This is a genomic window from Amycolatopsis sp. NPDC051371 (genome assembly GCF_040682155.1).
Lineage (GTDB): Bacteria > Actinomycetota > Actinomycetes > Mycobacteriales > Pseudonocardiaceae > Amycolatopsis.
This window is the reverse complement of the sequence record NZ_JBFBAG010000001.1, coordinates 20,429-45,789: the sequence shown is the minus strand read 5'-3', so window position 1 is coordinate 45,789 and position 25,361 is coordinate 20,429. Positions and strand designations below refer to the sequence as shown.

Genomic DNA, 25,361 nt, shown 5'->3' with positions numbered 1-25,361 from the left:
AGCTCCTGTCTCAGAGTGCCTGGATGACAGTGGCCGCGTTGAAGCCCCAGCGGCCGCGGGCGAGGACGAGGGCGGTGCGCACCGGCACCGGCCGCGGCTCGCCGGTCACGAGGTCGATGCCGTAGTCGCCGGGCACGGTGGCGGTGCCGAAGGTCGGCGGGATCACGCTCTCCTGGATGCTCATCAGCGCGGCGACGACGTCGAGCACGGCGGCGCCGGACAGGAGCCTGCCGGTCAACGCCTTGGGCGCGGTGACCGGTACCCCACGGACACCGAACAACTCCCGCAGCGCCAGCGCTTCGGCATCGTCGAGCTCCGGGACACCTGCCGCGTCGGCGAACACGACGTCGACGTCGCCGGGCTCGATCCCGGCGTCGGCCAGGGCGAGCCCGGCGGCGCGCCGCAACCCGGGTGGCGCGCCGGTGTCCGGGTGCGGGTCGAACGTCGCCGCGTAGCCCGCGATCTCGCCGTACCCTTGCACGCCGCGTGCCCGCACCGATTCCGCGCTCTCCACAACGCACATCGCGCCGCCTTCACCCGGGATGTACCCGGCCGCGCGTGCGTCGAAGGGGCGGTACGCGGTGGCGGGATCCGGGTCGACGCTGACCCGGCCGCTCGCGAGGTGGGAGAGCCAGCCCCACGGATCGAAGGCGGAATCGACCCCACCGCCGACGACCAACGGCACGCCGCCGCGGATCGTGCGGACGGCGTGGCCCAGCGCGTCCAGGCCGCCTGCCTGCTCCGCGACAAGCGCACTGCTCGGGCCGCGCATCCCGTGCCGGATGGAGATCTGTCCGGTGTTCACCGCGTAGAACCACGCGAACGACTCGTACACGCTGACGTGCTCGGGGCCGTGCGCCCACAGTTTGTTGAACTCCCGGTGGGTGAATTCGAAGCCGCCGGAGGCGTTGGCCGTGACGACGCCCATGTCGTAGTCGGCCAGCTCGGCGGTGTCGACCTCGGCGTCCTCCAGCGCCCACTGGGCGGCGACGAGCGCGAGCCTGGTCGAGACGTCCGTCTGCGGGAGCAGCCTGCCGGGCAGGTACTCCGCGCTGTCGAGCTCACGGACCAGACCAGCCAGCCGCGCCGGGTAGCCCGACGTGTCGAACCGGTCCAGCTCGGCGATCCCGCTGCGGCCGGACAGCGCCGCCGCCCAGAATTCCTTGAGGCCGAGCCCGTTCGGCGCGACCACCCCCAGCCCGGTGATGACGCTCATGCCGCCGCCCTGGTCAGGACCATCGCGCTCTGGAACCCGCCGAACCCGCTGCCGACGGTCAGCACGGTGTCCACGTGGTGCTCGCGCGCTTGGACCGGGACGTAGTCGAGGTCACATTCGGGGTCCGCGGAACGCAGGTTCGCGGTCGGCGGGACGGCCAGCTTTTCCATGGCCAGCAAGGAAGCCGCGATTTCCACTGAGCCGATGGCGCCCAGCGAGTGCCCGACCATCGACTTGATCGAACTGACCGGCGTGCGGTACGCGTGCTCGCCCAGGCTGCGCTTGAACGCGGCGGTCTCGTGCCGGTCGTTCTGCTTGGTGCCCGACCCGTGCGCGTTGATGTAGTCCACGGCGTCGCCGTTCACTCGCGCTTGGTCCAGCGCGACGCGGATGGCCTCGGCCATCTCGCGGCCGTCGGTCTTGAGCCCGGTCATGTGGTAGGCGTTGCACCGCGTGGCGAACCCGCCGACCTCGGCGTAGATGTGCGCGCCGCGGCGGCGGGCCGCGGTCAGCTCCTCCAGCACGAACATCGCCGCGCCCTCGGCCAGCACGAAGCCGTTGCGGGTGCTGTCGAACGGCCGGGACGCCTGATCCGGCACGTCGTTGTAGGTGGTCGTCGCCTTGATCGCATCGAAGCTGGCGACCACGATCGGCGTGATCGGGGTGTCCGCGGCGCCCGCGACCACGACGTCCGCGCTGCCCTCGCGGATCAGCGCGACACCGTGGCCGACCGAGTCCAGCCCGGAGGTACATCCGTCGGACACCATCGCGACCGGGCCCTCGGCACCAACGGCCCAGGCGACCTCGGCGGCCATGACACTGGGAACCATGTAGTCGAACATCTGCGGCGTGAGCTGATCCGGCGACATCGTCCAGCGCTGGCCCGAATCCGACAGCACGAGGTACTCGCGTTCGAGGCTGGTCGCCGCCGCGACCGCCGAGCCCAGGCTGATGCCTGTGCGGTGCGGGGAAACGATGCCGGCCAGTCCGCTGTCGGACAGCGCTTCGCGGGCACAGACCACCGCGAACTGCGTCGCGCGGTCCATCCGCCGGATCTCGCGAGGACTCAGTCCTTCGGCCGTCGAATCGAAATCCACCTCCGCGGCGACCTGGGAACGGTACGGCGATGGATCGAAGAAAGTGATGCGCCGGGTTGCCGTACGTCCGCTGGAAAGCAATTCCCAGAAGGCGTCCTTGCCCAGCGATCCGGGTGCCCGGACGCCCATTCCGGTAATGGCGACCCGGCGGTTCATCCTGCCGTGCATAGGTGCGCCCTTCTCTACGGAAGCCAGGTGCGGGAAAGCACCCCCGATCAAGGGGAAAAGCTAAGCTTTCCCTCTCGACCCCCGCTCAACCTGGGCTCTACCGAAAGAGTCGCGCTTTCAGCGCGCGGGCGTCCACAAGCTGTCGGCGTCGCCCGCCTCCAGGCGGCCGCGGTAGACGTCGATCTTGTGGTCGATGAGCTCGAGATTGTCCTGCAGCACCGCGATCTGCTCCAGCACGCCGGTGCGGTGCGACTCGAGCAGCGCGAGGCGTTCCTTCTCGTTGCCGTGGCCCTCGGCGACCAGCTCGGCGTAGCGGCGGATCGTCCTGATCGGCATGCCGGTGGCGCGCAGTTTGGTGCAGACGAGAATCCAGTGCAGATCACGCTCGTGATAGCGGCGTCTTCCGCCGCTGGTGCGGTCGACGTCGGCGACGACGAGACCGGCACGTTCGTAGTAGCGCAGCGTGTGCGCACTGACTCCGGTACGGCGGGCGGCCTCGGCGATGGTCAGGCCCGCCTCCGGTACGGGTGGCGACTTGACTTCGAGCACGCTCTAAATCCTAGCGTAGCGAGGTACGAGAAGCCCACCGAGGAGAATCCATGCCCGAACTCAGCCGACGCCGGCGCCTGCTGGTGCTCGTGATCTGCTGCGCCAGCATGATCGTCGCGACGATGGACATCTCGATCGTCACCGTCGCGTTGCCGTCGATCCGCAGCGATCTGCACGCCACCGAGTCGAGCCTGCAATGGACAGTTGACGCCTACACCCTCGTACTGGCCGGTTTCCTGGTCCTTGCCGGATCCACCGCGGACCGGTACGGCCGCAAACGCGTATTCCTGATCGGCCTCGCCACCTTCGGCCTCGGCTCGCTGCTGTGCGGGCTCGCCCCCGGCGTCAGCTGGCTGGTCGCGGCACGGGCGTTGCAGGCGGTCGGCGGCACGATGCTCAACCCGGTCGCGATGGCCATCATCGCCACCACATTCCCCGTTCCCGCTCAGCGGGCCAAGGCGATCGGCGTGTTCGGCGCGACGTCCGGCCTGGCGCTGGCGCTGGGCCCGATCCTGGGCGGCGCGCTGGTCGACGCCTACGGCTGGCAGTCGGTGTTCTGGATCAACGTGCCGATCGTGGCGATCGCGATCGTGTGCACCGCGCTGTTCGTCCCCGAGTCCCGCGCCGAGCGCGCCCGCCGATTCGACCCGGTGGGCCAGGTTCTGGTGATCCTGATGCTGGGCACGGTGGTCTACGCGATCATCGAGTCCGGGCGCCTGGGCTGGACGTCGCCGGCGATCCTGATCCTGCTCGCCGTGGCCGTGCTGGCCGTGGCCGGCCTGATCGTCTACGAACGGCGCCGCGCCGACCCGCTGCTGGAGCTGCGGCTGTTCCGGAGTGTGCCGTTCGCGTCGGCGCTGGTCATCGCGATCGCGGCACTGGTCGGGTTCGGCTCGTTCCTGTTCCTGACCACGCAATATCTGCAGGAGGTCCGCGGGATGACCGCGGTCATCGCCGGGCTGAGCCTGCTGCCTGCCGGCGCGATGATCGCGGTGGTCTCGCCGATTTCCGGCAAGATCGTCGGGGCGCGCGGGCCGCGGGGACCGCTGCTGGTCTCCGGGGCCACGCTGGCTGTGGGCGCACTGGCGTCGCTGTGGCTGACGCCGACGACGCCGCTGGTGGCCGTGCTGGCGATCTACCTGCTGTTCGGGGTGGCGCTGGCGACGAGCGCGGCGCCGATCACCAACACGGCGGTGTCCGGAATGCCGCGTTCGATGGCCGGCGTGGCGGCTTCGGTGGCTTCCGCCGGACGGCAGACCGGGACCACGCTGGGCGTCGCGATCGCCGGTGCGACGGTGAGTTCCTCCATCGGGCACGGCGGAATCGCGTTCACGACCGCTGAGCACGGCGTGTGGTGGCTGGCCGTCGGGCTCGGGATCGCGGTGGTCGTGCTGGGCGTGGTGAGCACGAGCCCGCCCGCACTGCGATCGGCCGCGCGTGCCGCCGCCCTGTTCGAAGAGGTCGACCGAGGACGCTCACCGGCTCCCGCGACCCGATGAGCTTTGAACGCCGGGTTGGTGAGCAGGCGTCGGATCTCCGGTAGCGTGAATCCGATCATGTCCGGCTCGTCGGCACCGGTTCCCACTGACTTCCTCGGCGTGACGCAGGACAGCCAGGCGCCGGTTCGCGCGCCTGGCCAGGTCCTGCTCACTCCGCCCTCGCTCAGCCATGGGCCTCCTTTGACCAGGAACCCAGACTCTCGACAACTTCCGTCAGTCTAAGCACTCACCTGACTGCCGTCGCGGTGCCGAATGAGGCGGAACCGGATGCCGAGGTCTTCCACCTGCGGGAAAGCAACCCGGGTGCGCGGCCGCGGGGACTCGACGAGCGTGAGCTCCGCGTAGCGGGTCAGGAGAGCGCTGAACACGACTTCGGCCTGCAGGTTCGCGAGCCGCCAGCCCAGGCAGAAGTGCGTGCCCAGGCCGTACGACATCAGCGCGGTGCCGGTCCGGGTGACGTCGAAGCGGTCCGGGTCCGGGAACCGCGCCGGGTCGCGGTTGGCGGCCGCGATCATCACCATCACCCGCGCGTTCTCCGGGATCGTGACGCCGCCGACGTCCACCGGCGACATCGTCGTCCGCGGGATCATGTGCGCGGCCGGCGCGTACCGCAGTACCTCGTCGATCGCGCCGCTCAGCAGCGAAGGGTCGGCCCGCACCAGGTCCGTCTGGTCCGGGTGGGTGATGAACTGATGCACGCCGTTGGTCAGGAAGAACGTCGTGGTCTCGCTGCCCGCGGCGATGATCATGTGACATATCTGCACGAGCTCCTCGAAGGACAGTCGCGAACCCTTGTCCGACGTGTCGATCAGCGCGGACAGCAGGTCGTCACCGCGCTCACGCTGGCGCGCGCGCACCAGCTCCCCGAAGTAGTCGTCCAGCGAGCGGGCGGCGTCGTTCGCCGCCCGCAGTTCCGAAGCGGTCATACCCACCTCGAACACCCGCTGGAAATCCCGGATCCACGCCCGCAGGCGCGGCGCGTCCTCCTCCGGCACACCGATGAGCCCGGCCACCACGCTGAACGCCAGCGGGAAGAACACGTCGTTGCAGATGTCTCCGCCGCCGTTCTCATCCAGCGGACGCATCAGCGAATCGAACCGCCGCTCGATCAACGCCCGATGCTCCCGCACCCGTTTCGGGGTGAATGCCCGGTTCGCGAGGCGGCGCAACCGCGTGTGATCCGGAGGATTCGCCCACAGCATGTTCGCGGCGAGCTTCCGCAGCGCGTGATGCTGTTCCCACTGCCCGCTGAACCGCCCGCCCATCCACGTGTACACGTTCTTGTCGACGTGCTTGTCACGCAGGAACTCGTCGACGTCGTCGTGGCGCGTGAGCACCCAGCTGCCCAGGGTGCTGCGGTGCACCGGCGCGGCCTCGCGGATCCGGTGGTAGCGCGAGAACGGATCCGCCAGGCCCTCCGGCGAAAACAGCAGCTCCGCCAGTGCCTCGTCGGCAGCATGCGAAGACTGCGCGATCGTCGCCGTCATCCGGCTTTCCTGGCACTCAGGATCGCCTGCGCGGCCCAGGAATCCGGCGGCATGTCGGCGGGGTTCTGCGCGATCGCCTGGGTGACCTCGAACCCGCACTCCTTCAGCCACGCACAGTAGGTCGAGAGCTTCTGCGGGCCACCCTTTCCCATGGCACAGCCGAGGAAGAACGCCGGGAAGAAGTCGACGCCGTAGGAGTCCCTGACGTCTTCGGGGTACACCGGAACGAGAATGTGGACCAGCGAACCGGCCTCGACCGCGGAATTGACTCCCTTGAGGATGGCGAAGACGTCCTTCTTGTCGAACATGTCGAGGAAATGCTTGATCAGAACGACGTCGAAGCCCGACGGAACGCTCTTGAAAACGTCACCGCCGATGAACCCGCACCGGTCCTCCACGCCGTGCTCGAGGAAGTTCCGCAGTGCGGGCTCTCTCTTTTCCGGCAGATCGAATGTCGTCACGCGCAGCCCGGCCGAGCCCTTCAGCTTGTGCGTCAGGATCGCGCCGAGGCCGGTGTTCCCGGCGAGGTCGAGCACCTGCGCACCAGCCGGGATCTCGACGTTTTCGAAGAACCACGGATCGATGTGCGAGGTATAGGTGTCCATCGCCTTGCCCCAGGACTCGCGCAGCTCCCGGTGTTCGCCCGCGGCGTCGTACACGTTGCCTTCGAAGCCGTAGAACTCCTTGAGTCCCACGGGAATCCCGGCTCGGACGCTCTCGGTCATGTAGTAGCCCTGGCGCAGCATCAAGACCTTGATCATCCGCGAGATCGACAGCACGCGCTGCAGGTCGACGTCGGCGACGTCCGCGAGCCCGCCGAGGGCGTACGTCCCGGCCGCCTCGTCGAGGGTGACGAAGTCGTCCTTGACCAGGAGGTGCAGCAGCTGCTGCACGGCGTCCGGCGTGACACCGGCGGCGCCGGCGAGCTGCTCTGCCGTCTGCGGCCCGGCGTCGCGCAGCGCGTCGACCAGCCCCAGTTCGAAGCAGGACAACAGGGTGATGAACCTCGACGGCCCGACCATGTACTCGCGGAACCGGGTGAGGGTGGCTTCGGCGGTCATCGGGATCCTTCCACTGGGTGAAGTTCGGGCGCGCCGGTGGCGCGGATGCGCGGCCCGAGCAGCCGCAGGCCGAGCCCGGGCACGTCCGGGAACGAGTCCGGGTCGTCGCCCTGCGCGGCGAAGAAGTGCTCCAGCCCGCCGGGACTGCAGATGGTGAGCACGGTGACTTCCCTTGCGGCCGCGTTGGCGAACGCGTGCGGCGTGCCGCCGGGCGCCCACGCCAGGTGCCGCGGGCCGAGGATGTGGCGACGCTCTCCCAGCTGGATCTCCAGCTCGCCGTCGACGACGTAGAACGCCTCGGTGAAATCGTGCGCGTGCAGGAACGGCCCGGACTGCCACGGGTCGAGCGTCCACTCGAGCAGGCTCAGCTTGCCGCCGGTGTCCTCGGCGAGCAGCTTGAACGGGATGTTGCCGGGAGAGTTCGGACGGTACTGCGAAGGGTTCAGGATGAGAGGTTCCATGGTCACCTCGGGTCGGATTCGACGGGCGGGCCGACGGTGTTGATCGCGACCACCCGGAGGGGATACTCGCTGCGCCACCGCTTCGCGTACTCACCCAGCGGCGGGTGCGCGAACAGCTTTCGCAGCGATTCGACGTCGGAACAGCGGATCTGCACCATCGCGGACGCGGCGAACGTCGACGCGTCGACCGCGCTCGGCGCGGAAACGTTCGGCCAGTGGTGGTAGGACTCCGCGAAGCCCGAGCCGAGCACGACCGCGGCGCCGTCCTGGAAGAACAGCTCACGCTCCTGTTCGGACATCGCGTCCGGAAACGACAGGATCAACGTGTGCGTCACCATGTCGTCCTCGCCCACAGATCCGCGATGAACCGCTGGTAGTTCCCGGACTGCAGCACGACCATCAGGTCCAGCACCTTCGCCCGGTCCCCGGTCACCGCGAACTGGCCGGTGACGAACGCCGTCGCGGCGTGCAGCTCACCCGACTCGAACGCCAGCAGATCGCGGTAACTCGCGCGGATCGTCAGGTCGCTGTCCGCGAGCCGGCCGCGGCCGGCCTGGACGACCACGCCGCGCTCGGCCACCAGGTGGTAATCCACCTCGCCCTCGGGGGTGCCGGTGGCGTGGAACTGCAGCCGGACGTTGACGTGCGGGACCTCCGGCAGATCCGGGGGCACGAGGTCACCGAGTTCATCGAGATACTCGTCAGACAAGAACTTCACCGCGGTCATGGGATCACGGTTTCCACGATGTGCAGCAGCGTCCCGGCCGGGGTGACGCCCTCGACGCGCAGGCCCGCCCGCTCGGCGAGCGCGGTCACGCCGGCCTTGGTGTGCCGCTTTCCGTTGGTGTTGAGCAGGAACAGCAGGTCGATGCCGGTCGCGTAGCGGGGCTCCGGGCTGTCGTCGATCAGGTTCGTGATGACCAGCACCCTGCTGCCGGGATGTCCCGCGCGCCTGGCGTTGCTCAGCGCCTTGACCGTCAGCTCGTCGTCCCACTCGAGGATGCTCTTGAACTGGTAGACATCGGCGTCGACAGGGATCTCTGTCAGGCAGTCGCCCGCGACGACCTGGGACCGCGCAGCCAGCTCACCGTCGGGACGCAGCCGCGGATCCGGCGTCGCGACCGCGGCGGGCAGGTCGACGAGCGTGCCGTGCAAGTGGGGGTGCCGCTCCAGGATCGTCGCCAGCGTGTACCCGCGGCCGCCGCCGACGTCGGCGAAGGTCTTGACGTCGGCCACGTCCAGCGCGTCCGCGATCGCCGCCGACGTCAGCACGCTCAGTTCGGTCTGCGACCGGTTGAACGTCTCGGTCGACTCCGGCCATTCCTGGTGCAGATGGGTGAAGAAATCCTCGCCGAAGCGATCGTCGAAGTGCCCGCGCCCGGTGCGCAGCGCCTGTTCGAGGTCCGGCCACAGCTGCCACACCCACGGCTCGGTGACCCACAGCACCCAGTTCCTCAGGCGCTCCGGGTGGTCCTCGCGCAGCAGCTTCGAGGTGGCCGTGTGCACGATGCCCGCGTCGGTCTCGTCGAACAGGCCGTAACAGCGCAGATTCCGCAGTACCCGTACGAGGATCGCGGCGTTGACACCCAGCGTGTTCGCCAGCTCGCCGACCGGCACGGGCGAGTCTCCGAGCGCGTCGGCGACGCCTACTCGGATGACCGCCCGCAGCGACGCCGACGCGGCCGACGCGAGCGACAGCTCCCGTAGGGCCGTGACAGGTGAGTCGACAGTCATCGGGCCGGGCTCCCGACGCGCTGGGCACGCTTCTCCGACTCGTCGCGCACGGCGGCGAGGTCGGCATGGCTGTTGTTCTCCACCGCGGCCTGCAGCAGCCGGGTCGCCTCCTCCTGGCTGGGCACCTTGTCAGTCGGCCGGGCGGCGAAGTCGTGCGTGATGATCAGCTGGGTGCGGTTTTCGCCGAGCGGAAGCGCCCGCCACTCGCCGCTCATGTGCTGCACCATCGGGGCGTTCTCCAGCTGGCGGTAGGCGATCATCCGATCAGGACGGTCGAGATCGCGCCGGGAGACCCAGCTCTGGACCTGCCCGCTGACGTTCACCACGAGCCGCGCGATCTGGTACGTCTCGGTCTCCTCCAGCATCGTCACCGCTTCGGTGGGCGGAAAGAGCTTCGCATAGCCGACGACGTCGGCGAGCACCTCGTAGACGACGTCGGCGTTCGCGTTCACGGTCACGGTGTGTTCGGTGTGGAACATGGCATCCCCGTTCTGTCCGTCGGAAAGCAACACTTCGTGGTTCGCGTACGCGGCGTCGTATTCGATCCTTCCGCGCCATTTCGAGATGAACTCGTGCACCGGCGCGGATTCGGAGAACTTCCGCAGCGTCGGCACGTCGGCGCAGGAGAACTGCGCGATGTGCGTCGCCGTCATGCCCTTGGAGTGTTCGTCCGCGGGCAGGAGCACGTGCTGCTGCCAACCGAAGTCCGTCACCAGCCCGGATTCGCCCGCCAGCACCTGCAAGCCGGAGAAGAAATCACGAATGTCACCCTCCTCGGCCTCCGTCGGGAAACGGTACAGAAGAGTGTGTACGATCATGGTTTTCCCTCCGCGTCGCGATGTGTCCCTGACGTCGGATGCTGGTGGTCTGTGGTCAAACGGCACTCAAGGGCGACTAACCCGGGAACACGCTTGAGCGCGGTTCGAGCGCGACGGCGTAAGCCTGGCGGGAACGACGGACCAGACGAGGAGAATCCATGGCGGACGCACCACAGGTTCCTTCCCTCTTCGAGCGGCTCGGGGGCATCTTCGGCATCGCGCGCATCATCGACGTCCTCGGCGACCGGCTCTACGACAACGACACGCTCAACCAGAATCCCGCCGTGATGCGGCTGCACAACGAAAAGGGCCGGCCCGGCTTCAAGTTCACGCTCATCGCGTGGATGATCGAGCAGACCGGCGGCCCCAAGGTGTACCCGGGCGCGGACATGCGCACCGCGCACGCCGAGATGACCGTCAGCGACTTCGAGTTCGACGTGGTGCTGTGGGAGGCGGCCGCCGTGATGACCTACTGCGGGGTGCCGCAGCAGGAGCACAAGGAACTCATGGCGGTGCTGGAGAGCGTCCGCGACGACGTCCGGGCCGGCTCGGCGGCGTAACGGCAAAAGACTCGTGGGTGTTGCGGCCGGTTCTGACCGGCCGCAACACCCACGAGTCCGCTCAGGGAGGAAGGACCGACTGTGCCCAGGTTGACCGTCATCATCGCCGCCACCCGCCCCGGGCGGGCCGGGCTGCCGATCGCCGGGTGGTTCGCCGAGCGCGCCCGCGCGCACGGCGGATTCGACGTCGCCGTGGCGGATCTCGCGGAGATCGGCCTGCCACTGCTGGACGAGCCGAATCACCCGCGACTGAGGCAGTACACGCAGGAACACACGGTCCGGTGGAGCGCGATCGTCGAGGCGTCGGACGCGTTCGCGATCGTCACGCCGGAGTACAATCACGGCTATCCCGCGACGATCAAGAACGCGCTCGACTACTTGCACCAGGAGTGGAACGGCAAGCCGGTCGGCTTCGTTTCCTACGGCGGTGTCGCCGGCGGCACCCGCGCGGTGCAGCAGCTCAAGCAGGTCGTGCTCCCGCTGCGGATGCGGCCGGTGTTCGAGACCGTGACCATCCCCTTTCACTTCCAGCGGGTTTCCGGCGGAACGTTCCAAGCCGACGAGACCCTGGAAAGCGCGGCCAAGGCGATGCTCGACGAGCTGTTCGAGGCGTAAGAACTCGTGAGTGTCCTGCGCCGGTTCCAACCGGCGCAGGACACTAGCGACCCCGCCAGCTCGACGGTGACACATACGCCCGCCACGGCACCGGCCGTGCCCGCGACACCGGTCCCTTCCCGGGGGCCGGTGTTCGCGCGAGCGCGGTCAGTACGAGCGTGAGCGCGGCCAGTTCGTCGTCGGTCGGCGTGCCTTTCCGGATCCGGATCACTGCGGCGGGTTCCCGTGCTTGCGGAACGGCTGATCCGCGTGCTTTCCGCGCAACATCGCCAGCGACTCCGCGAGGACACGGCGGGTGTCGGCCGGCTCGATGACGTCGTCCACGAGTCCGCGTTCAGCCGCGTAGAACGGGTGCATCAGCTTGGTGCGGTATTCCTTGATCTTCTGCGTGCGCACCTCGTCGGGGTCCTCCGCAGCCGCGATTTCCCGGCGGAAGAGCACATTCGCCGCGCCTTCCGCGCCCATCACGGCGACCTCGTTGGCGGGCCAGGCGAACGCCAGATCCGCGCCGACCGAGCGGGAATCCATGACGATGTAAGCGCCGCCGTACGCCTTGCGCAGGATGACCTGGATGCGCGGCACAGTGGCCGTGCAGTAGGCGTAGAGCAGTTTGGCGCCGCGCCGGATGATCCCGTTGTGTTCCTGGGCGACACCGGGCAGGAACCCGGGCACGTCCAGCAGCGTGACGAGCGGGATGTTGAACCCGTCGCAGAACTGGACGAACCGCGCGGCCTTCTCCGACGCGTCGATGTCCAGCGATCCGGCCAATGTGGATGGTTGATTGGCGATGATCCCGACGACCGACCCGCCGATCCGTGACAACGCGCAGATCACGTTGGCGGCGAAGCGGCTGTGCACTTCGAGCCAGTCGCCGTCGTCGACGATCTCGGTGATCACCCGGCGCATGTCGTAGGGTCTGTTGCCCTCGACGGGGACCAGGTCGGCCAGCGCCGGGCAGAGCCGGTCGACCGGATCGGTCACCGGCGTGGCAGGCGCTTCCTCGCGATTGTTCGACGGCAGCAGCGAGAGCAGGTACCGGACTTCCTCGAGACACGTGCGTTCGTCGTCATGGGCGAAACCCGCGACGCCGGAGACCTCGGCGTGCACATCGGCGCCGCCGAGCTCGTTGTGCGTGACGTCGGCTCCGGTGACCGCCCGCACGACGTCGGGCCCGGTGATGAACATCTGCGAGATGTCACGCACCATGAACACGAAGTCGGTCAACGCGGGCGAGTACGCCGCCCCGCCCGCGCACGGGCCTAGGATGACGCTGATCTGCGGAATGACGCCCGAGGCGCGGCTGTTGCGCAGGAAGATCCCGCCGTAGCCGGCCAGCGCGGTGACGCCCTCCTGGATGCGCGCGCCGGCACCGTCGTTGAGCGACACCAGCGGCGCGCCCGCGGCCAGCGCCATGTCCATGATCTTGTGGATCTTGTCCGCGTGCGCCTCGCCGAGCGATCCGCCGAAGATCCGGAAATCGTGTGCGTAGCAGAAGACGGTCCGGCCGAAGACCGTGCCCCAGCCGGTGACGACGCCGTCGGTGTGGGGCCGCTTGTGCTCCAGCCCGAACCCGGTGGCGCGATGGCGGCGGAATGGCTCGACCTCGTGAAACGATCCCTCGTCGAGCAGCAGGTCGATTCGCTCGCGCGCGGTCAACTTGCCCTTGGCGTGCTGGGTCTCGGTGGCTTTCGCGCCCGGCCCGTTCAGCACCTGCAGGCGGAGTTCGGAAAGCTCGGATTCCGCTTGTCCCATCACCGTTCCTCGGTGTTCAACTCGTGCACGATCGCGACCACACGCGTCCACCCCGCGCCCAGCCCGGCGAGTTTCGCGGGGAAGCAGGCCACGGTGAATCCCGTGGCCGCGGGCAGTTCTTCCAGGTGGGCGAGCTTCTCCAGTTGGCAGTAGGGCTTCTCCCGGCCGTAGAGGTGAGCGGGCCAGAGCACGGAGTTGTCGCCATCTCGGCGGTAGTCCCCCACCATCGAGGCGAACGGCCGGTCGAAACCCCAGGCGTCGATGCCGATCACCCTGGCACCGCGCTCGACGAGGTACGCGGTGGACTCGCGCGTCATGCCGGGGTGGTCGGTGCGGTATGCCTCCGTGCCCCACAGCCGGTCCGCGCCGGTCCAGATCAGCGGGATGTCGCCGGGTACGAGCTCGTACGGGATCTTGGCCAGCGCGTCCTCGATGTCGGCGACGCTGATCGCGGCGCCGGGCGGGATGTGCCGCAGGTCGAGCCGGATGCCGGGCGCGTAGCACCACTCCAGCGGGATTTCGTCGATGGAGGCCGCCCGCTCCCCGCCGCTGCGCAGGCCGTAGTGCAGCGGGGCGTCCATGTGGGTCCCGGTGTGGGTGGTCAGGGTGACCGTCTCGTTCGAGATCGCCTCCCCTTCCGGGAAGTCCTCGGGCCGCAGGCCCAGCGCAGCAGGCGCCGCGGCGTGGTCGAGGAGGCTGACCTCGACCGCCGTTGCCTCGCTCGGACCGTCCACAGTGGGCACATTGAGATCGATGAGCCGCACGATCGTGGTCTCCCTCCGACTGGCGATTTCGCTCGAAGCTAGGCTCGCCGCCTCAAGGACGAGTCGACCGGCGCTCTACCTTCGCCCACGTTCGAGCGCCATTCGAGGCGGCTGCGCCACCGTGGGAACATGCTGGCTGACACGGATCTCATCGGGGCCTGGCGGCTCGTGGCCCACTACTACCTCGACGACGACGCCACCGTGGCCGAAGGCCCCATGGGCGAGAAGGCTGACGGCATCCTGATCTACCACGCGGACGGCTACATGGCGGCCAGCCTGATGCGGACCGAGCCCGCGGCCGACGGCGCGACCTACCTCGGCTCGGCCGACGACTATCTCGGGTACTCGGGTCGCTGGCGGCTACGGGACGGCGAGGTCGTGCACGACGTCGTCATCGGGTCTCACGCCCGGGTCGTGAACACCGAGCAGATCCGGGAGGTCACGCTGGCCGACGGCCTGCTGAGCCTGCGGCGCCGGCTCGGCGGTCCGCACGACTGGGTCGTCATGGACTGGCAGCGTTGCTGACCCGGCCAGGTCCGGTGCCGCACGTCCCCCGGGCGGCGGCATCGCCCGGCCGGTCCCCGAGACGTGAATGCCACATCGAGAGGCCCTGAGGACCCTCGATGTGGCATTTATGTCCCTCTACCGGCCGACCAGGATCTCCTGATGGACCTTTCGCACCTCGGGCGAGGGCTCGAGGCCGAGCTCATTGTTGAGGGTGGACCGCAGCTCTCTATAGACGTAGAGCGCCTCGCCGCGCCGCCCGGAGCCGTGCAGCGCCTGCATCAGCCGCAGGTGGAAGACCTCGTGCAGTGGATGGGTGGCCACCAGTGAACGGAGTTCGCCCACGACCTCCAGGTGCCGGTCGCTGGCCAGATCGGCCTCGATGCGCAGCGAGACGGCCTCCAGCCGCTGTTCTTCCAGGAAGACGGACAGCCCGCGCAGCCGCGGCCCCGACGTCACGTCGGCGGGTATCGGCCCGCGCCACAGCTCGAGGGACCGGCGCAGCATTTCCGCGGCGCAGCCGAATTTTTGCTCGCGCAACGCGCCGCGGCCGTCGTCGATGAGGGTCTGGAACTGGAACAGATCGATGTTCTCGCGCGGCACCGACAAGACGTAGCCGTCGGGGTCGGTGCTGAGCAGGTCCTTGCCGTCCGGCGCCCGGAAACTCCGCGCGAAAAGCTTGCGCAACTGGTACACGTACGTCTGCACAATGGTCCGGACGGTCTGCGGCGGACCGGACGGCCACAGTTCGTCGATCAGCTGGTCGGTCCGCACCGTCGTGCCCGCGTTGACGGCGAGCAGCACCAGGACCTGACGCAGCTTGGTCGCGGTGATCTTGAGGCGCCGATCGGGTGCGGGCACCCGCGCGACGGGTGCGACCTCGAGCTTCCCCAGCACGTTGATCTGTATTTGCTCCTCAGACATAAAGCGTGTATCCCCCCAAGGGAAATCGGCGGAATCGCCTCGGTGGCGCGTCCTCGCACCCGCTCCGCGATGGCGATCGTCGCGGCCCCGATGCCACGACGCATGATGATGTTCCGGCTCAACGAGGGGCCAACGGATCCGTCCGCGGACGACACGAGGGGCGATCGTCGCGAAGCTGCTTGCCCCAGTCGCGACCAAGGCGGTTATCCACCGGCCTCGGCAATTGATCGAAATCCGTAATTGCTACTAAGCCCCAGTAATCCCGCGACCTGTCGGATAGTTTCCTTCTTCGAGTGACGCGAATCTGTCAGAAACTGACTGTTGCACAGGATCGCCGTGGGTGTCAAGGGCACTACACAGCGCGCCGACCAGCGAAAAACCAAATGTCCTTTAAGGAATGGCGAACCGGCTGTTCACACACGCGACGAGGGTCATTGACCTGCGCGAACTGGTCCAGAAAATTTATCACCGCCACAGGCCCGTTGGTCAATGGCGATACGGCCGGCGGCACGCATTCCGCTGCCAACGTACGCAGATTTCCGCCCCGCGGCCCGCCCTGGCCCGGTTCCCGAGGAAGCCGGTGGCGCCTGGTGGGAGCGGTGGCAGACGGTCCGGCGGCGGGGTGCTTGCCGCGGGTGACGTGCGGAGCGGCGGGCGACTTCCCGCGAGCGCCATGCGCAGCGGCGGACTACCCCCTGGCGCCGCCCGGGCGTCACTGCCCGCAGGGGCCGAAGTACAGGCACTCGCGGTGACCGCGTCGCTGAGCTGGGGCGCGCTGACGAGATCCACCTCGCCGCCGACGCTGAGCACCAGCGCGGTCTCGACCTGCTACACCGACACTGGCACTGAGGAGGCGACGCGGAAACCCGCCGGTCTCCGGCTCGGGAAAATCAGCAGCTCGTCATGCCTGCCGTGAAGACCGGCGCAGGCCGGGCAGCTCACCACGCCCGGATCACCTACTGGGGTCGGTGAGCAGGTCGGCGACCGGCCGTGGTTCGCGGCGTAGGAGTTCGGCCAGCAATGGGTCGGTTTCGGCGAAGTGGCCGCTTCGGGCGGCGTGGAAGAACAACAGCAGCATCCGGGCGATGTGCTCGGGTGTGCCGGCGGCGATCCGGTCGGCGAGCCACTGCTCGTCGTCGAGGACGACTCGGGTGATTCGGCGGCCGGTGAGTCCGGTGAGGATGTCGGCGATGTCGTCGAAGGTGACGGCGCGGCGTGCGGTGAGCGTGACGGGGCCGTCGAGGGGTTGCTGTCCGGTCAGGATGATCGCGGCGGCTTCGGCCGCATCGGCGCGGTCGGTCCAGGAGACGGGGCCGTCGGCCGGTGCGGCGATGACGCCGGTCTGCTGCCAGGAGCCGAGGAGCCAGCCGAGACTGTGCGCGTAAAACCCGTTGCGCAGTGAGGTCCAAGCGACTCCCGACTGGGCGAGCAATGTTTCGGTGGCGGCGTGCTCGTGCGCCGGAGTGAACGGGCTGTCGCCGCGGACGTTCTGGTGACTGGTGTACAGGATGCGCCGGGCGCCCGCGGCGACCGCGGCCTCGATCGCGGTGCGGTGCAGGCCGATACCGTCGCCGTCGGGATCGTTCTGGGACACCAGCAGTACCTGCTCGGCACCCTCGAACGAATTACGTAGTGCGGCCGGGTCGTCGTAGGAGGCGCGCCGTACGCGCACGCCGCGGTCGGCGAAGTGCTGCGCCTTGGCGACATCGCGGGCGCTGACGCCGATCCGGTCCGCGGAGACGCGCTTGAGCAGGTGCTCGAGAGCGGCGCCGCCCAAGGCGCCGGTCGCGCCGGTGATGACGATCAAGATTGTTGCCTCCAAAATCAGGGGATCAGCACCGCTCTGCCCGATCCCGGGTCTGGATCCAGCCGTCTGCCAGGCCGGACAGCAGGACGCTCCACCGCTCATCGACGTTGGAGCAGCGGCAGCAGAATGTCGTCGACGATGTGCTCGACGAAGCCTTGGTCGCTCGGCTCTCCGACGAACACGAGCCGGTGCACCACGAGCGCCGGGACGATCTCGGCGAACAGGCCGGCTGCTCCCGGGATGAGCTTTTCCCCCCGTACGCCGCCGAAGGGGTGCTCGGTCATGGCCGCTTCGTCGCGTCGCCGGATCCGCCGCATCTCCGCCGCCAGGTCCGGGTCGCTGCGCATGCCGGTGAACAGCGCGCCGAGCAGCCCGATCTCCTGCTCGGCGATCTGCTCGGCCAACCATCCCACGGTCTGCAGCAGGGCCTGCCGGAGATCGCCGGTGGGAGTTGCGGGCGGCACGCTCGCTGCCCGGTGCTCGACCGCCGCGGCCACCAGCTCGGCCTTGCCGGCGTAGCGCCGGTAGATCGTGGGCTTGCCAACCCCGGCTGCGGCCGCGACCGACTCGATGGACAACCGGTCATAGCCGACCTCGACCAGCAGCTTCAGCGTCGCGTCGAAGATCGCCAGGTCCCGGCCGGCATCGCGCGGCCGGCCCCGAGCAGGCTCTGTGTTCCCGCTGCCGGGCATGCCACCTCCACCAGATTTACGAAACGGAACGGGTACGTAATCAAAGTACCGCCGCGCCGGCCTCAGATCAACCGCGAGTTGGTCAGGCAGGTGCCGGCCACTCTCCGAGGGCAGCGTCGCGGCAGCCCGCGAGTCGTCGCCTCGTAGCCGAACGCAGAGCACGTGCCGAATGAACCGATCGCCCCGCACAGCCTTCGGCGCCGGCGACGGTCTCTCACCAATCAACGTGGAGCAAATCTGGAGCACAGCCACGATGCCGACCGCATTCACTGTGAGGATGTCAGGGGTTTGAGTCCCCCTAACTCAACAGACGTATTCGGCCACGCGTCGCCCGATTATGGCGGTGGAATTCGCAGAGGCCGTCGAAGCAGGACCACCACCGCGCCCGCGGCCCAGGGCAGAAGGTGAAGCGGGCGCCGACGCTGTTCGAGAGGTAGGCGTCGAGAGGGCTCCTGTGGTGGCGAAGGGCGGCTACCTGCTCAAGGCCCCGGGCGTGTCCGTGGAACGGATTGGTCCCTGCTCATGCGCAGGATCAAGGCGACCGCGTCCTCCGAGTGGGCTGGTGGAGTCAGAACCTCCTGCAAGAGCAGGCCACGTATCGCGGCAACGGTGACGGTGGCCAGAGTCAGCGCTTCCTCGGTGTCGAGCCCTTCGCGTTCCGCGAGCGAGGCCAGCATCTTGGTCAGGTCGTCGAGCGAGTCGATGAACTCACGGAAGTCCTCTGGGCTGTACGCGGCGAGTCCTACGACGTGGAAGAAGCCGCGGACGCGCGACAGCTGCTCCGGGCGGGTGTAGGTCCGCCAGATCGCCATGACGAGGTCGTCGAAGGTGCCCTGCCGGGCGGCCTCGACGAGGGCCTCGTTGTCCCGAGAGCGCTGTGCCTTGAGCATGGCCGCCAAGACGCCCGGTAGCGACCCGAAGTGGTATCGCAAGAGGGCGTGACTGGTCCCGGTCCGGGCGGCGATCTCACGGAGCGACACCTCCGGTGCGGGAAGGCCCTCCCCGAAGGCGTCGAGAAGCCGGGCCAGGAGACGCTCGCGGGCGTCGCCGTTGCGTTCCGTGCTTGACAGGATCACTCCCACAGTTTATCCATTGGAAAAGAACCTTGCGGCGCTGTGTTGCTCACACATGGTCGCAGTCAGCGCCAGTGGAGGGAACGACTCGTGGGACGGTGTCAAGTGGTCGGCGCGACGGTCGTCGACGGATCGGGTCGCGACCCAGTCGACGTTGACGTCAGCATCGAAGACGGGCATATCACCCAGGTCGGTGCGTCTGCCGCACACGGCGAGCGCCTCGACGCCGGAGGCTTGACGATGACGCCCGGCCTGATCGACGCTCACGTCCACTTGGGCTTGTCGAGCCCGATCCAGCCGCAGTTCTCGTTCCGGATCAGCGCCGCCGAGCTCGCGGCGGACATCTTCGCCACGGCCGGCGCGACGCTCGACGCCGGCTTCACCACCGTCCGGGACACCGGCGGGGTCGACGGCGGCCTCGTCACCACGATCGCGAAGGGCAAGGTCAGGGGGCCGCGCGTCCTGTCGTGCGGACCGGTTCAGTGCCAGATCGGCGGGCACGGCTACTACGGAGCCGACTGGGAACCCACCGAGCTGTGGAGCAGCCACCACCTACCCGGCCTGTGCGCCCTGTCCACGATGTCCGGCAACGCCGACGAGCTGCGGCACAACGTGCGCGAAGCCTTCCGTCGCGGAGCCTCCTTCCTGAAGCTCTGCGTGACCGGCGGAGTGGTCGGCGCGCACGACCGGCTGACCGACACCCAGTTCACCGTCGAGGAGATCGCCGTCGCTGTCCAGGAAGCCGCGGCGCGGGGCACCTACGTGACGGTTCACGCCCACAACAACGACGGCATCCGGAACGCGGTCGAGGCCGGGGTGCGTTGTGTCGAACACGGCACCGACCTCGATGAATCCACGGCCACCCTGATGGCCACTCGCGAGGTCACGCTGGTGCCCACGTTCGCCGTCGTCGAGCAACTGCTGCACGACACCGCTGGAGCGGGCCTCGACGAATCGACCCGCGATCGTGTGCTGGGTGTCCGCGAGCGGATGACCGAGGCGCTCGCGGTCGCCAAGGAGGCCGGAGTACGGATCGGGCTGGGTTCCGATCTCATCGGCCCGGCTCAGGACCGCCGAGGCGAAGAGCTCAGGCTGCGCGCGAAGCTCGAAACACCGATGGAAGCTCTCGTGGCGGCCACCAAGACCAACGCCGAGATCCTCGGCCTGTCCGGCCAAGTCGGTGTCATCGCTCCCGGCGCGCAGGCAGACCTCGTGTTGTGGAACGGCAACCCGGTCGAAGACCCGGAGCTGTTCGCCGATCCCGCCAATGCCGTCCTCGTTCTCCAGGCCGGCCGAGTTGTGAAGGACCTTCGATGAGCACCATGTGGCAGGGCTGCCTCGCCGACACCGACTATTTCGAGCTGCGTTCCAGCGGAGGGCACGACTACGGCGTCTGGGTCACCACGCCACCGGGCTACGACCCCGCCACGACGCAAGCGCCTGTCGTGTACGTGCTCGACGGCAACTGGGCCGTGGGCATGACGGCGCCGCTCATCGTCACCCAGCTGGACCCCATGCAGCAGATCGAGCCCTACATCCAGGTCAGCGTCGGCTATGCGGGCGAGGAAGCACAGCACTGGGCGCGGCTGCGCAACCGAGATCTCGTGCCGCCCGGCGAGCCCATCGCCCAGGAGTTCATCGACGCCGTCGAGATGGGAATCCAGACGGGCAGGACGACCCGCGAGGAAGCCGACGCCTACCTCGCCGAACTGCACGAAACCCACGCCGATGCGTTCCTGGGCTTCCTCACCGCGGAACTGCACCCGCGGATCGAACGCGACTACGGCACAGCCGCGAGCGGGCACGGCCTCTTCGGCTACTCCTACGGCGGCCTCTTCAGTCTCTACACGTGGCTCACCGGCAGCACGCTCTTCGAGAGCATCGGAGCGGGCAGCCCCGGTGTCGTCAGTGAAGACAGTCAGATCTTCGCGCGGCTCGAAGAAATGGGCGACAGCTTGCCTGCCGCCAAGCTCCACCTGACCGTCAACGACCAAGAGCTTCTCGGAGACCTGGCCGTCTACCAGAACCTCGCGAAGAACGCGGCCACCGTCCTGCATCGCCTGACCGCCCGCGGCGGAGCCGTCACCAGCGCGGTCCTGCGCGAGACGCATGTGACCGGCCTGCAGGCGTCGTTCCTCAGCTACCTCAGGACCTGCCGTGCCCGGTAAGCGCCTGAGTACCTCACCCCGGAGTTCACCATCCGCCGGATGACGCGGCTGGAGCCGCGATCGTCGAGGCGCAGGTCGACGCGATGGCGGAGAAAGGGCCGCCGGCTGATCTCGTCACGGCGTTCGCGCTACCGAGCTCCAAGACCGCATCACCACCCTGATGGACCTGGCGGTGCCCCCGCAGGAGCGAATGCAGCCAGGCCAGGAGCTGAGTAGCTACTGGGCCGAGCTGGTCGTGGCGGCGCAAGCCGATCCGGGTGAGGACGTGCTCGGGATGCTCGTGCGCGAGCACGGCGACGACATCACCACCGACGAGCTCATCGGCATCGCCGCGTAGCTTGCCGCGAACCGAGACCCGGCCCTGCTACCCGACCCCGACCGGCTCGCCATCACCCGCGGCGCCTCGACCTCCGCCGAGGTCCCTGCCACGGGTACTGGTCGGACACCCGCGCGACGCGGCGCACGAAACCGACCGGTTCGGCGTCTCGATGATGGTTCCCGACAGCACCACCGACGTCACCGGCTACCAGATGTTCGACCCGATCGAGAAGGTCGGTGCGCGGACCGGGTACAGCTCGACCCAGATCGTCAACGTCATGGACTCCACGAAAGTCCACATCTCCGCGTCCAACCTCAGCTACAGCTTCGACAACCTGATCGCCACCGAACGCATGGGCTGGGGCGGTGATTCCGGGTCACTGGTCCGACTCGGTGGTGACGGCATCACGCAGGTCATCCTCGAGAACGTTCCGAACAGCAACTGCGGCACCTTCGACTCGGTCGGCACGATGTACGGGCTGCCGGTCAACAACGACATACCGCTCGCCGACAACATCCGCGACAACTTCCTCGCCCAGACCAGGCTGGGCAGCCTCCCCACGCACCTCTTCTACCTGAACGCCGAAACCGTGACGACCCGGAGCCAGGCCTCTCCGACGTCTGCCAGCGAAAAAGCCGGCGCTCGAAGCCTCTACGACAAGTACCGCAACTTCGTCGAGACAGTCATGGTCAATCCTCGGGACCCCTCGTACGTCGTCACTCAAGAACACCTCGACGACACAGCACTGGCCATCAGCGGCGGGGAAATACACATGTACCAAGCGGAGACGGACGCCCTGAACAGCATCTACACCAACGTCATCAAGCGCACGCTCGGTATGCGCGATGACGACCTGATCGGGTTCATGGACGATGACACCGTCTACCACTCGGTGTTGGATACCCTCAGGAACGTGTCGACGATCGTGACCGAAGGCGTCGTCGGCGAAGGCTGACCAGCGAAGGGAACCATGACACCCGACCCGATGGCCGATCCGCCCGGTCAGGCCGACCAGGCCGCTCTGCGCGAACTCGTCCATCGTGACGCCGACCTGCAGGGCGGCGGGTTCACCTTTCGCGATGGCGAGTGACTCATCTGGCTCGCCGTCGCGCGAGGCGAGTCGACAGAGGGCCGTCCCGCCGAGTTCCGCGGCTACCGTATCGCTTGGGAAGCCACCGGCCCCTTCCACGCGGAAGCAACCGGAGGGACCGAATGACCGGGATCCGGCGCGGTCACCGGGCCGTCCGCCGCTTCGCTCTGCTACTTGCGCTCCTCCTCCTCCTCCTGGCTTCCTGTCAAGCGCCCGCCGGTACCCATGACCCGCGCGGTACATCCATCCCGAAACCGCTGCTGAGCGAGACCCGCTTCTACACCGACCCCCGACAACGTTGCGGCCGGTTGGTTGCGCACAGCAGCTCCATCGGATCCCGCGACGGCTGTCGTCCGAGACGCATCGCCGGCCACGTCGTCGGCCACCCGATCGCCGGACCGAACGACCAGGTCACCGCCGAGGCCAGGCGGTACGGCAAGGCGGCGGCCGCGAACCACACAAAACCCGTCATTCTCGCCGAAAGCGACAGCGCGGGCTCCTGCGCTCCCGAGGCCCGCCACCGCTGGTTCGACGCGCTCGCACGCGGAATCGCGGGCGTTCCCGCGCTGATCGTCGTCCGAGGCGGCCGTGACTGCCCGAACATCCGCGCAGCCTTGCTCGCCGATGGCGTCCGCACCCTCCGCTCCCCACCACCCTCCTGCTGCTCGACGCCACTGGCACAGCTCCGCAGGACGCGATCACCCTGCTCGGCGCCGCCGACGTCCGCGACACCCTCGGCTTCACCCTCAACATCGGCGGCTACACACCAGACCGCGAGATCGCGGCCACCGCCGCAACCATCCGCACCGGCCTCCGGTCTTCGACCGGCCGCGACGACCTGCTGTTCCTCGTCGACACCAGCCGCAACGGCGGCACCGCGCAAGGCAGCTGCAATCCCGCCGGCGCCCGAGTCGGCCCGTACAGCACCCTCAGCGCCGACCCAAGTCAGGCGCAGAACCTGTGGCTCACCACTCCGGGCGTGTCCGACGGCTCCTGCGGTATCGCAACGAAAGCCCCACCGGCACGTTCGACCCGAGTCTCGGCCTCGCCCTGACGACGCCAACGCCAAGCTGAGACCGAAGCAAGCACCCAGCCTGACTAGGAGACGAGGGCGGCCTTCGCATTACCTGCAAAGGGACCCGCCAGTAGACGAGCGCCTTTCGACCCGACGATCGGGATGGGAGAAACATCCGAGGGGCGACTTGCACACTACCCACACATCTGCAGTTGCCTGCTTGAGAGATGGGCGCCGGGGGCGTAAAGCGAGGCGGAAGCCGACGACCGGCACCGCCGCGTTATCACCGTGGATACCAAGGACAACGGCGAACGACTCCAACCGCGGGCGCCGCTCTCGACTAACGTCTAGTCGATCATCGCACGGATGTATGCGGACTTCCAACTCACCCTGCAGCCGCTCGACCGGCTCATAGGCCGTGGCAGGGTGAGGACCCGTTCCCGTTCGCGGCTCTGTGGCACGGGCGATACTTGCACGGTGGGCTATGCCCGAACCTGCACTGGTCCTTCGTCGGCAACCCCCCAGCGGAGCTTGACGGTGACCTCGCAGGTGCCGCCGGCGAGGAGGTCGCCGCCGCCGAGTTCGCCCAGCACGTGGTCAAGGTGACCGGGAGCACGCAGGCCCGCGAACGCGACTGGGCGTTCACCGCGGTCGACCCCCTGCTCGTGGTCGTCACGGTGACGGCGACCGACCGGACGGCGGTCACGACACCTACCACGTCAATCTGGGCGCCGAGTTTCTTCGACGCCTACCCGCCGACGACCTCCTTCGCCAGTCTGCCCCGCGAAGCAGCACCCGGCCTCCCGGCCCGCGACGGCTGGACACCTGGGAACTACCAGGTCGAGCGAACATCCCGTGGAATAAGTCGGCAGCCATTTCGAGCTTCTCGCCTGGTCCGGCTGGCCAAGGTCCACACCAACGGCAACGACTGGGTAGCCACTCTTGGGCCGACGCCGGGCGGGCCTACAGGGCGACGGACGGCGCTCTCTCCCTCGCCCTGCCGTCCTCTGTCCACCGCGGACGACCTCCAGCAGTTCGGCCGCGGTGGGCGAGCCGGCGCGGGTCGCGACGCATGAACTCGAGCCCCGTGCGGAGCCAGGTCGGCGTCGAAGCTGATCCACCGCTCCGCAGCCGCACCAGCGGGGTCTTCGCCGCGACGAGCTTGGCCGACTCTTCCTCGCCGAACTCGTTGTCGCCCACCCGCGATCGACCAGCGGAACCCGGCCAACTCGTCGCGGCCCAGCCGGGCTGCGGGTGACGACCTGCTCGGCGGCGTGTTGCGGACGGAAAGCCACCACCGCGCCGGCCGTCGCAGGTGCCAGGTACTGCACTTCGAAGCCGGCCTCGATCAGCCGGGCCGCGTCCGTGGTGAAGAACTTTTCGGCTTCCTCAATGGGTCAGGTCATGCTCGGCGGACCGGGTCCGGCGCAGGGCGGGCGCCAGCATCGGCTCCACGACCGCGGCCCGGCTCAGTTCGGCGACAAACAGTCCCCGAGGGCTCCCGAACCGGGCCGTTCGCCTCGCTCGACCAGATCTGCCCGGCCGATGGCAGCACGCTCGGATCGGCCGTGGCGAGCAGGAGGAACTGCGGTTGCCACCTGGTGCCGTCGCCGGTCTGATCGTCCGCGTCCCGCTGCCGCATCTCCGCCCAGCAACGCGGCCAACGACAGCCCGGCCGCCGCGCGGGTCGACCAGCGGGTCCGCGCGCGCCACCCGGTCCCGGACCGCCGTGTCGACCCGGGCATAGAGGCCGTCGGCGACGAGCGCGCGGCGACGCCCGGGCAAGCGGCACGGTCTGCTCGGCCCACCCGACCGGCGGCATGGCCGCGACCAGCGCGTCGAACGCGACGAAGTCCACGCCTTGAAGGACCGGCACCACTCGGCCTCCGGCGCGTCGCCCCGGCGGCCGAGCCTCGACAGGACCCGCCCGCTGCGAGTTCCGTGGCGCAATCGCGCGGTCTGGCCGTGCTCACCCGGTCGTGGTCAGC

27 protein-coding genes are annotated in these 25,361 nt (G+C 68.5%); 10 read left to right on the top strand and 17 right to left on the bottom strand.

Going from position 1 to position 25,361, the window contains the following annotated elements; translation table 11 throughout:
* Window positions 1-10: 10 nt before the first annotated feature.
* The 3 genes from AB0M59_RS00190 to AB0M59_RS00180 form a co-directional block, all read right to left on the bottom strand.
* Window positions 11-1,216: a ketosynthase chain-length factor gene (locus AB0M59_RS00190; RefSeq protein ID WP_364605988.1), complete on the bottom strand. Its 1,206-nt coding sequence runs from the start codon at window positions 1,214-1,216 to the stop codon at window positions 11-13.
* A complete protein-coding gene (locus AB0M59_RS00185) occupies window positions 1,213-2,469 on the bottom strand; it encodes a beta-ketoacyl-[acyl-carrier-protein] synthase family protein (protein WP_364607092.1) in 1,257 nt (418 codons plus the stop codon). Before AB0M59_RS00185 ends, AB0M59_RS00190 begins: the two co-directional genes overlap by 4 nt.
* Window positions 2,470-2,598: 129 nt before the next feature.
* Window positions 2,599-3,030, bottom strand: coding sequence for a MerR family transcriptional regulator (locus AB0M59_RS00180; protein WP_364605985.1), 432 nt, complete (start codon window positions 3,028-3,030; stop codon window positions 2,599-2,601).
* Window positions 3,031-3,080: 50 nt separating this feature from the next.
* On the opposite strand from AB0M59_RS00180, the gene AB0M59_RS00175 reads away from it, so the two are divergent.
* The gene (locus AB0M59_RS00175) at window positions 3,081-4,529 is read left to right on the top strand and encodes a DHA2 family efflux MFS transporter permease subunit (protein ID WP_364605982.1); all 1,449 of its coding nucleotides are present in this window, start codon (window positions 3,081-3,083) and stop codon (window positions 4,527-4,529) included.
* A gap of 218 nt (window positions 4,530-4,747) precedes the next feature.
* Here AB0M59_RS00175 and AB0M59_RS00170 read toward each other — a convergent pair whose 3' ends face one another.
* Genes AB0M59_RS00170 through AB0M59_RS00140 form a run of 7 tightly spaced genes read right to left on the bottom strand, consistent with a single transcriptional unit; the run spans window position 4,748 to window position 10,156 of the window.
* Complete coding sequence (locus AB0M59_RS00170; protein WP_364605979.1) at window positions 4,748-6,016, bottom strand: cytochrome P450; 1,269 nt, start codon at window positions 6,014-6,016, stop codon at window positions 4,748-4,750.
* The gene (locus AB0M59_RS00165) at window positions 6,013-7,077 is read right to left on the bottom strand and encodes a methyltransferase (RefSeq protein ID WP_364605976.1); all 1,065 of its coding nucleotides are present in this window, start codon (window positions 7,075-7,077) and stop codon (window positions 6,013-6,015) included. Before AB0M59_RS00165 ends, AB0M59_RS00170 begins: the two co-directional genes overlap by 4 nt.
* Complete coding sequence (locus AB0M59_RS00160; protein ID WP_364605973.1) at window positions 7,074-7,538, bottom strand: cupin domain-containing protein; 465 nt, start codon at window positions 7,536-7,538, stop codon at window positions 7,074-7,076. Before AB0M59_RS00160 ends, AB0M59_RS00165 begins: the two co-directional genes overlap by 4 nt.
* Window positions 7,539-7,540: 2 nt before the next feature.
* On the bottom strand, window positions 7,541-7,873 hold the full coding sequence (locus tag AB0M59_RS00155) for a hypothetical protein (protein ID WP_364605970.1): 333 nt from the start codon (window positions 7,871-7,873) through the stop codon (window positions 7,541-7,543).
* Window positions 7,870-8,256, bottom strand: coding sequence for an SCP2 sterol-binding domain-containing protein (locus AB0M59_RS00150; protein ID WP_364605967.1), 387 nt, complete (start codon window positions 8,254-8,256; stop codon window positions 7,870-7,872). Before AB0M59_RS00150 ends, AB0M59_RS00155 begins: the two co-directional genes overlap by 4 nt.
* Window positions 8,257-8,261: 5 nt before the next feature.
* Window positions 8,262-9,272, bottom strand: coding sequence for a methyltransferase (locus AB0M59_RS00145; protein ID WP_364605964.1), 1,011 nt, complete (start codon window positions 9,270-9,272; stop codon window positions 8,262-8,264).
* Window positions 9,269-10,156 (bottom strand): aromatase/cyclase, encoded by an 888-nt coding sequence (locus tag AB0M59_RS00140; protein WP_364605961.1) that lies wholly within the window; start codon window positions 10,154-10,156, stop codon window positions 9,269-9,271. The genes AB0M59_RS00145 and AB0M59_RS00140 overlap by 4 nt, the downstream gene beginning before the upstream one ends.
* A 92-nt stretch (window positions 10,157-10,248) precedes the next feature.
* Between AB0M59_RS00140 and AB0M59_RS00135 the strand changes: the two genes are divergently transcribed.
* Together AB0M59_RS00135 and AB0M59_RS00130 are read left to right on the top strand one after the other, a co-directional pair.
* Window positions 10,249-10,650, top strand: coding sequence for a group 1 truncated hemoglobin (locus AB0M59_RS00135; protein ID WP_364605958.1), 402 nt, complete (start codon window positions 10,249-10,251; stop codon window positions 10,648-10,650).
* Between the two features lie 81 nt (window positions 10,651-10,731).
* The gene (locus AB0M59_RS00130) at window positions 10,732-11,265 is read left to right on the top strand and encodes an NAD(P)H-dependent oxidoreductase (protein WP_364605955.1); all 534 of its coding nucleotides are present in this window, start codon (window positions 10,732-10,734) and stop codon (window positions 11,263-11,265) included.
* 43 nt (window positions 11,266-11,308) lie between these two features.
* Here AB0M59_RS00130 and AB0M59_RS00125 read toward each other — a convergent pair whose 3' ends face one another.
* The 3 genes from AB0M59_RS00125 to AB0M59_RS00115 are packed head-to-tail and all read right to left on the bottom strand — an operon-like array spanning window position 11,309 to window position 13,781.
* A complete protein-coding gene (locus tag AB0M59_RS00125; protein WP_364605952.1) occupies window positions 11,309-11,476 on the bottom strand; it encodes an acyl-CoA carboxylase subunit epsilon in 168 nt (55 codons plus the stop codon).
* The gene (locus AB0M59_RS00120) at window positions 11,473-13,017 is read right to left on the bottom strand and encodes an acyl-CoA carboxylase subunit beta (RefSeq protein ID WP_364605949.1); all 1,545 of its coding nucleotides are present in this window, start codon (window positions 13,015-13,017) and stop codon (window positions 11,473-11,475) included. The genes AB0M59_RS00125 and AB0M59_RS00120 overlap by 4 nt, the downstream gene beginning before the upstream one ends.
* A complete protein-coding gene (locus tag AB0M59_RS00115; RefSeq protein WP_364605946.1) occupies window positions 13,017-13,781 on the bottom strand; it encodes a cyclase family protein in 765 nt (254 codons plus the stop codon). The genes AB0M59_RS00120 and AB0M59_RS00115 overlap by 1 nt, the downstream gene beginning before the upstream one ends.
* A 129-nt stretch (window positions 13,782-13,910) precedes the next feature.
* Between AB0M59_RS00115 and AB0M59_RS00110 the strand changes: the two genes are divergently transcribed.
* Window positions 13,911-14,306, top strand: coding sequence for a lipocalin-like domain-containing protein (locus tag AB0M59_RS00110; RefSeq protein ID WP_284746770.1), 396 nt, complete (start codon window positions 13,911-13,913; stop codon window positions 14,304-14,306).
* Between the two features lie 117 nt (window positions 14,307-14,423).
* On the opposite strand, the gene AB0M59_RS00105 is transcribed toward AB0M59_RS00110, so the two are convergent.
* The 4 genes from AB0M59_RS00105 to AB0M59_RS00090 all read right to left on the bottom strand — a co-directional run bounded on the left by AB0M59_RS00105 (window position 14,424) and on the right by AB0M59_RS00090 (window position 18,784).
* Window positions 14,424-15,209, bottom strand: a complete 786-nt coding sequence (locus AB0M59_RS00105; RefSeq protein ID WP_364605943.1) for an AfsR/SARP family transcriptional regulator — start codon at window positions 15,207-15,209, stop codon at window positions 14,424-14,426.
* Between the two features lie 952 nt (window positions 15,210-16,161).
* Window positions 16,162-17,016, bottom strand: a complete 855-nt coding sequence (locus tag AB0M59_RS00100) for an NAD(P)H-binding protein (protein WP_364605940.1) — start codon at window positions 17,014-17,016, stop codon at window positions 16,162-16,164.
* 98 nt (window positions 17,017-17,114) lie between these two features.
* A complete protein-coding gene (locus AB0M59_RS00095) occupies window positions 17,115-17,708 on the bottom strand; it encodes a TetR/AcrR family transcriptional regulator (protein ID WP_364605937.1) in 594 nt (197 codons plus the stop codon).
* Between the two features lie 479 nt (window positions 17,709-18,187).
* Entirely contained in the window at window positions 18,188-18,784 is a 597-nt protein-coding gene (locus AB0M59_RS00090; RefSeq protein WP_364607084.1) for a TetR/AcrR family transcriptional regulator, read from the bottom strand.
* Window positions 18,785-18,871: 87 nt separating this feature from the next.
* Between AB0M59_RS00090 and AB0M59_RS00085 the strand changes: the two genes are divergently transcribed.
* From AB0M59_RS00085 to AB0M59_RS00060, 6 genes are all read left to right on the top strand, one after another.
* Window positions 18,872-20,098: an amidohydrolase family protein gene (locus AB0M59_RS00085; protein ID WP_364605935.1), complete on the top strand. Its 1,227-nt coding sequence runs from the start codon at window positions 18,872-18,874 to the stop codon at window positions 20,096-20,098.
* On the top strand, window positions 20,095-20,949 hold the full coding sequence (locus tag AB0M59_RS00080) for an alpha/beta hydrolase-fold protein (RefSeq protein WP_364605932.1): 855 nt from the start codon (window positions 20,095-20,097) through the stop codon (window positions 20,947-20,949). The genes AB0M59_RS00085 and AB0M59_RS00080 overlap by 4 nt, the downstream gene beginning before the upstream one ends.
* Window positions 20,950-21,139: 190 nt before the next feature.
* A complete protein-coding gene (locus tag AB0M59_RS00075) occupies window positions 21,140-21,286 on the top strand; it encodes a hypothetical protein (RefSeq protein ID WP_364605929.1) in 147 nt (48 codons plus the stop codon).
* 193 nt (window positions 21,287-21,479) lie between these two features.
* A complete protein-coding gene (locus tag AB0M59_RS00070; RefSeq protein WP_364605926.1) occupies window positions 21,480-22,223 on the top strand; it encodes a hypothetical protein in 744 nt (247 codons plus the stop codon).
* Window positions 22,224-22,950: 727 nt separating this feature from the next.
* Window positions 22,951-23,412, top strand: coding sequence for a glycoside hydrolase family 6 protein (locus AB0M59_RS00065; RefSeq protein WP_364607081.1), 462 nt, complete (start codon window positions 22,951-22,953; stop codon window positions 23,410-23,412).
* 431 nt (window positions 23,413-23,843) lie between these two features.
* Window positions 23,844-24,449 carry a hypothetical protein gene (locus AB0M59_RS00060; protein ID WP_364605923.1) on the top strand — a complete coding sequence of 202 codons (606 nt, stop codon included), beginning with the start codon at window positions 23,844-23,846 and terminating at the stop codon, window positions 24,447-24,449.
* Window positions 24,450-25,361 lie beyond the last annotated feature (912 nt).

Coding starts and splice junctions, on each gene's coding strand:
- AB0M59_RS00160 (WP_364605973.1), bottom strand. CDS start 7,538: ATGGAACCTCTCATCCTGAACCCTTCGCAGTACCGTCCGAACTCTCCC.
- AB0M59_RS00185 (WP_364607092.1), bottom strand. CDS start 2,469: ATGAACCGCCGGGTCGCCATTACCGGAATGGGCGTCCGGGCACCCGGA.
- AB0M59_RS00105 (WP_364605943.1), bottom strand. CDS start 15,209: ATGTCTGAGGAGCAAATACAGATCAACGTGCTGGGGAAGCTCGAGGTC.
- AB0M59_RS00075 (WP_364605929.1), top strand. CDS start 21,140: ATGCAGCCAGGCCAGGAGCTGAGTAGCTACTGGGCCGAGCTGGTCGTG.
- AB0M59_RS00070 (WP_364605926.1), top strand. CDS start 21,480: ATGTTCGACCCGATCGAGAAGGTCGGTGCGCGGACCGGGTACAGCTCG.
- AB0M59_RS00170 (WP_364605979.1), bottom strand. CDS start 6,016: ATGACGGCGACGATCGCGCAGTCTTCGCATGCTGCCGACGAGGCACTG.
- AB0M59_RS00095 (WP_364605937.1), bottom strand. CDS start 17,708: ATGCCCGGCAGCGGGAACACAGAGCCTGCTCGGGGCCGGCCGCGCGAT.
- AB0M59_RS00135 (WP_364605958.1), top strand. CDS start 10,249: ATGGCGGACGCACCACAGGTTCCTTCCCTCTTCGAGCGGCTCGGGGGC.
- AB0M59_RS00120 (WP_364605949.1), bottom strand. CDS start 13,017: ATGGGACAAGCGGAATCCGAGCTTTCCGAACTCCGCCTGCAGGTGCTG.
- AB0M59_RS00110 (WP_284746770.1), top strand. CDS start 13,911: ATGCTGGCTGACACGGATCTCATCGGGGCCTGGCGGCTCGTGGCCCAC.
- AB0M59_RS00080 (WP_364605932.1), top strand. CDS start 20,095: ATGAGCACCATGTGGCAGGGCTGCCTCGCCGACACCGACTATTTCGAG.
- AB0M59_RS00145 (WP_364605964.1), bottom strand. CDS start 9,272: ATGACTGTCGACTCACCTGTCACGGCCCTACGGGAGCTGTCGCTCGCG.
- AB0M59_RS00165 (WP_364605976.1), bottom strand. CDS start 7,077: ATGACCGCCGAAGCCACCCTCACCCGGTTCCGCGAGTACATGGTCGGG.
- AB0M59_RS00175 (WP_364605982.1), top strand. CDS start 3,081: ATGCCCGAACTCAGCCGACGCCGGCGCCTGCTGGTGCTCGTGATCTGC.
- AB0M59_RS00190 (WP_364605988.1), bottom strand. CDS start 1,216: ATGAGCGTCATCACCGGGCTGGGGGTGGTCGCGCCGAACGGGCTCGGC.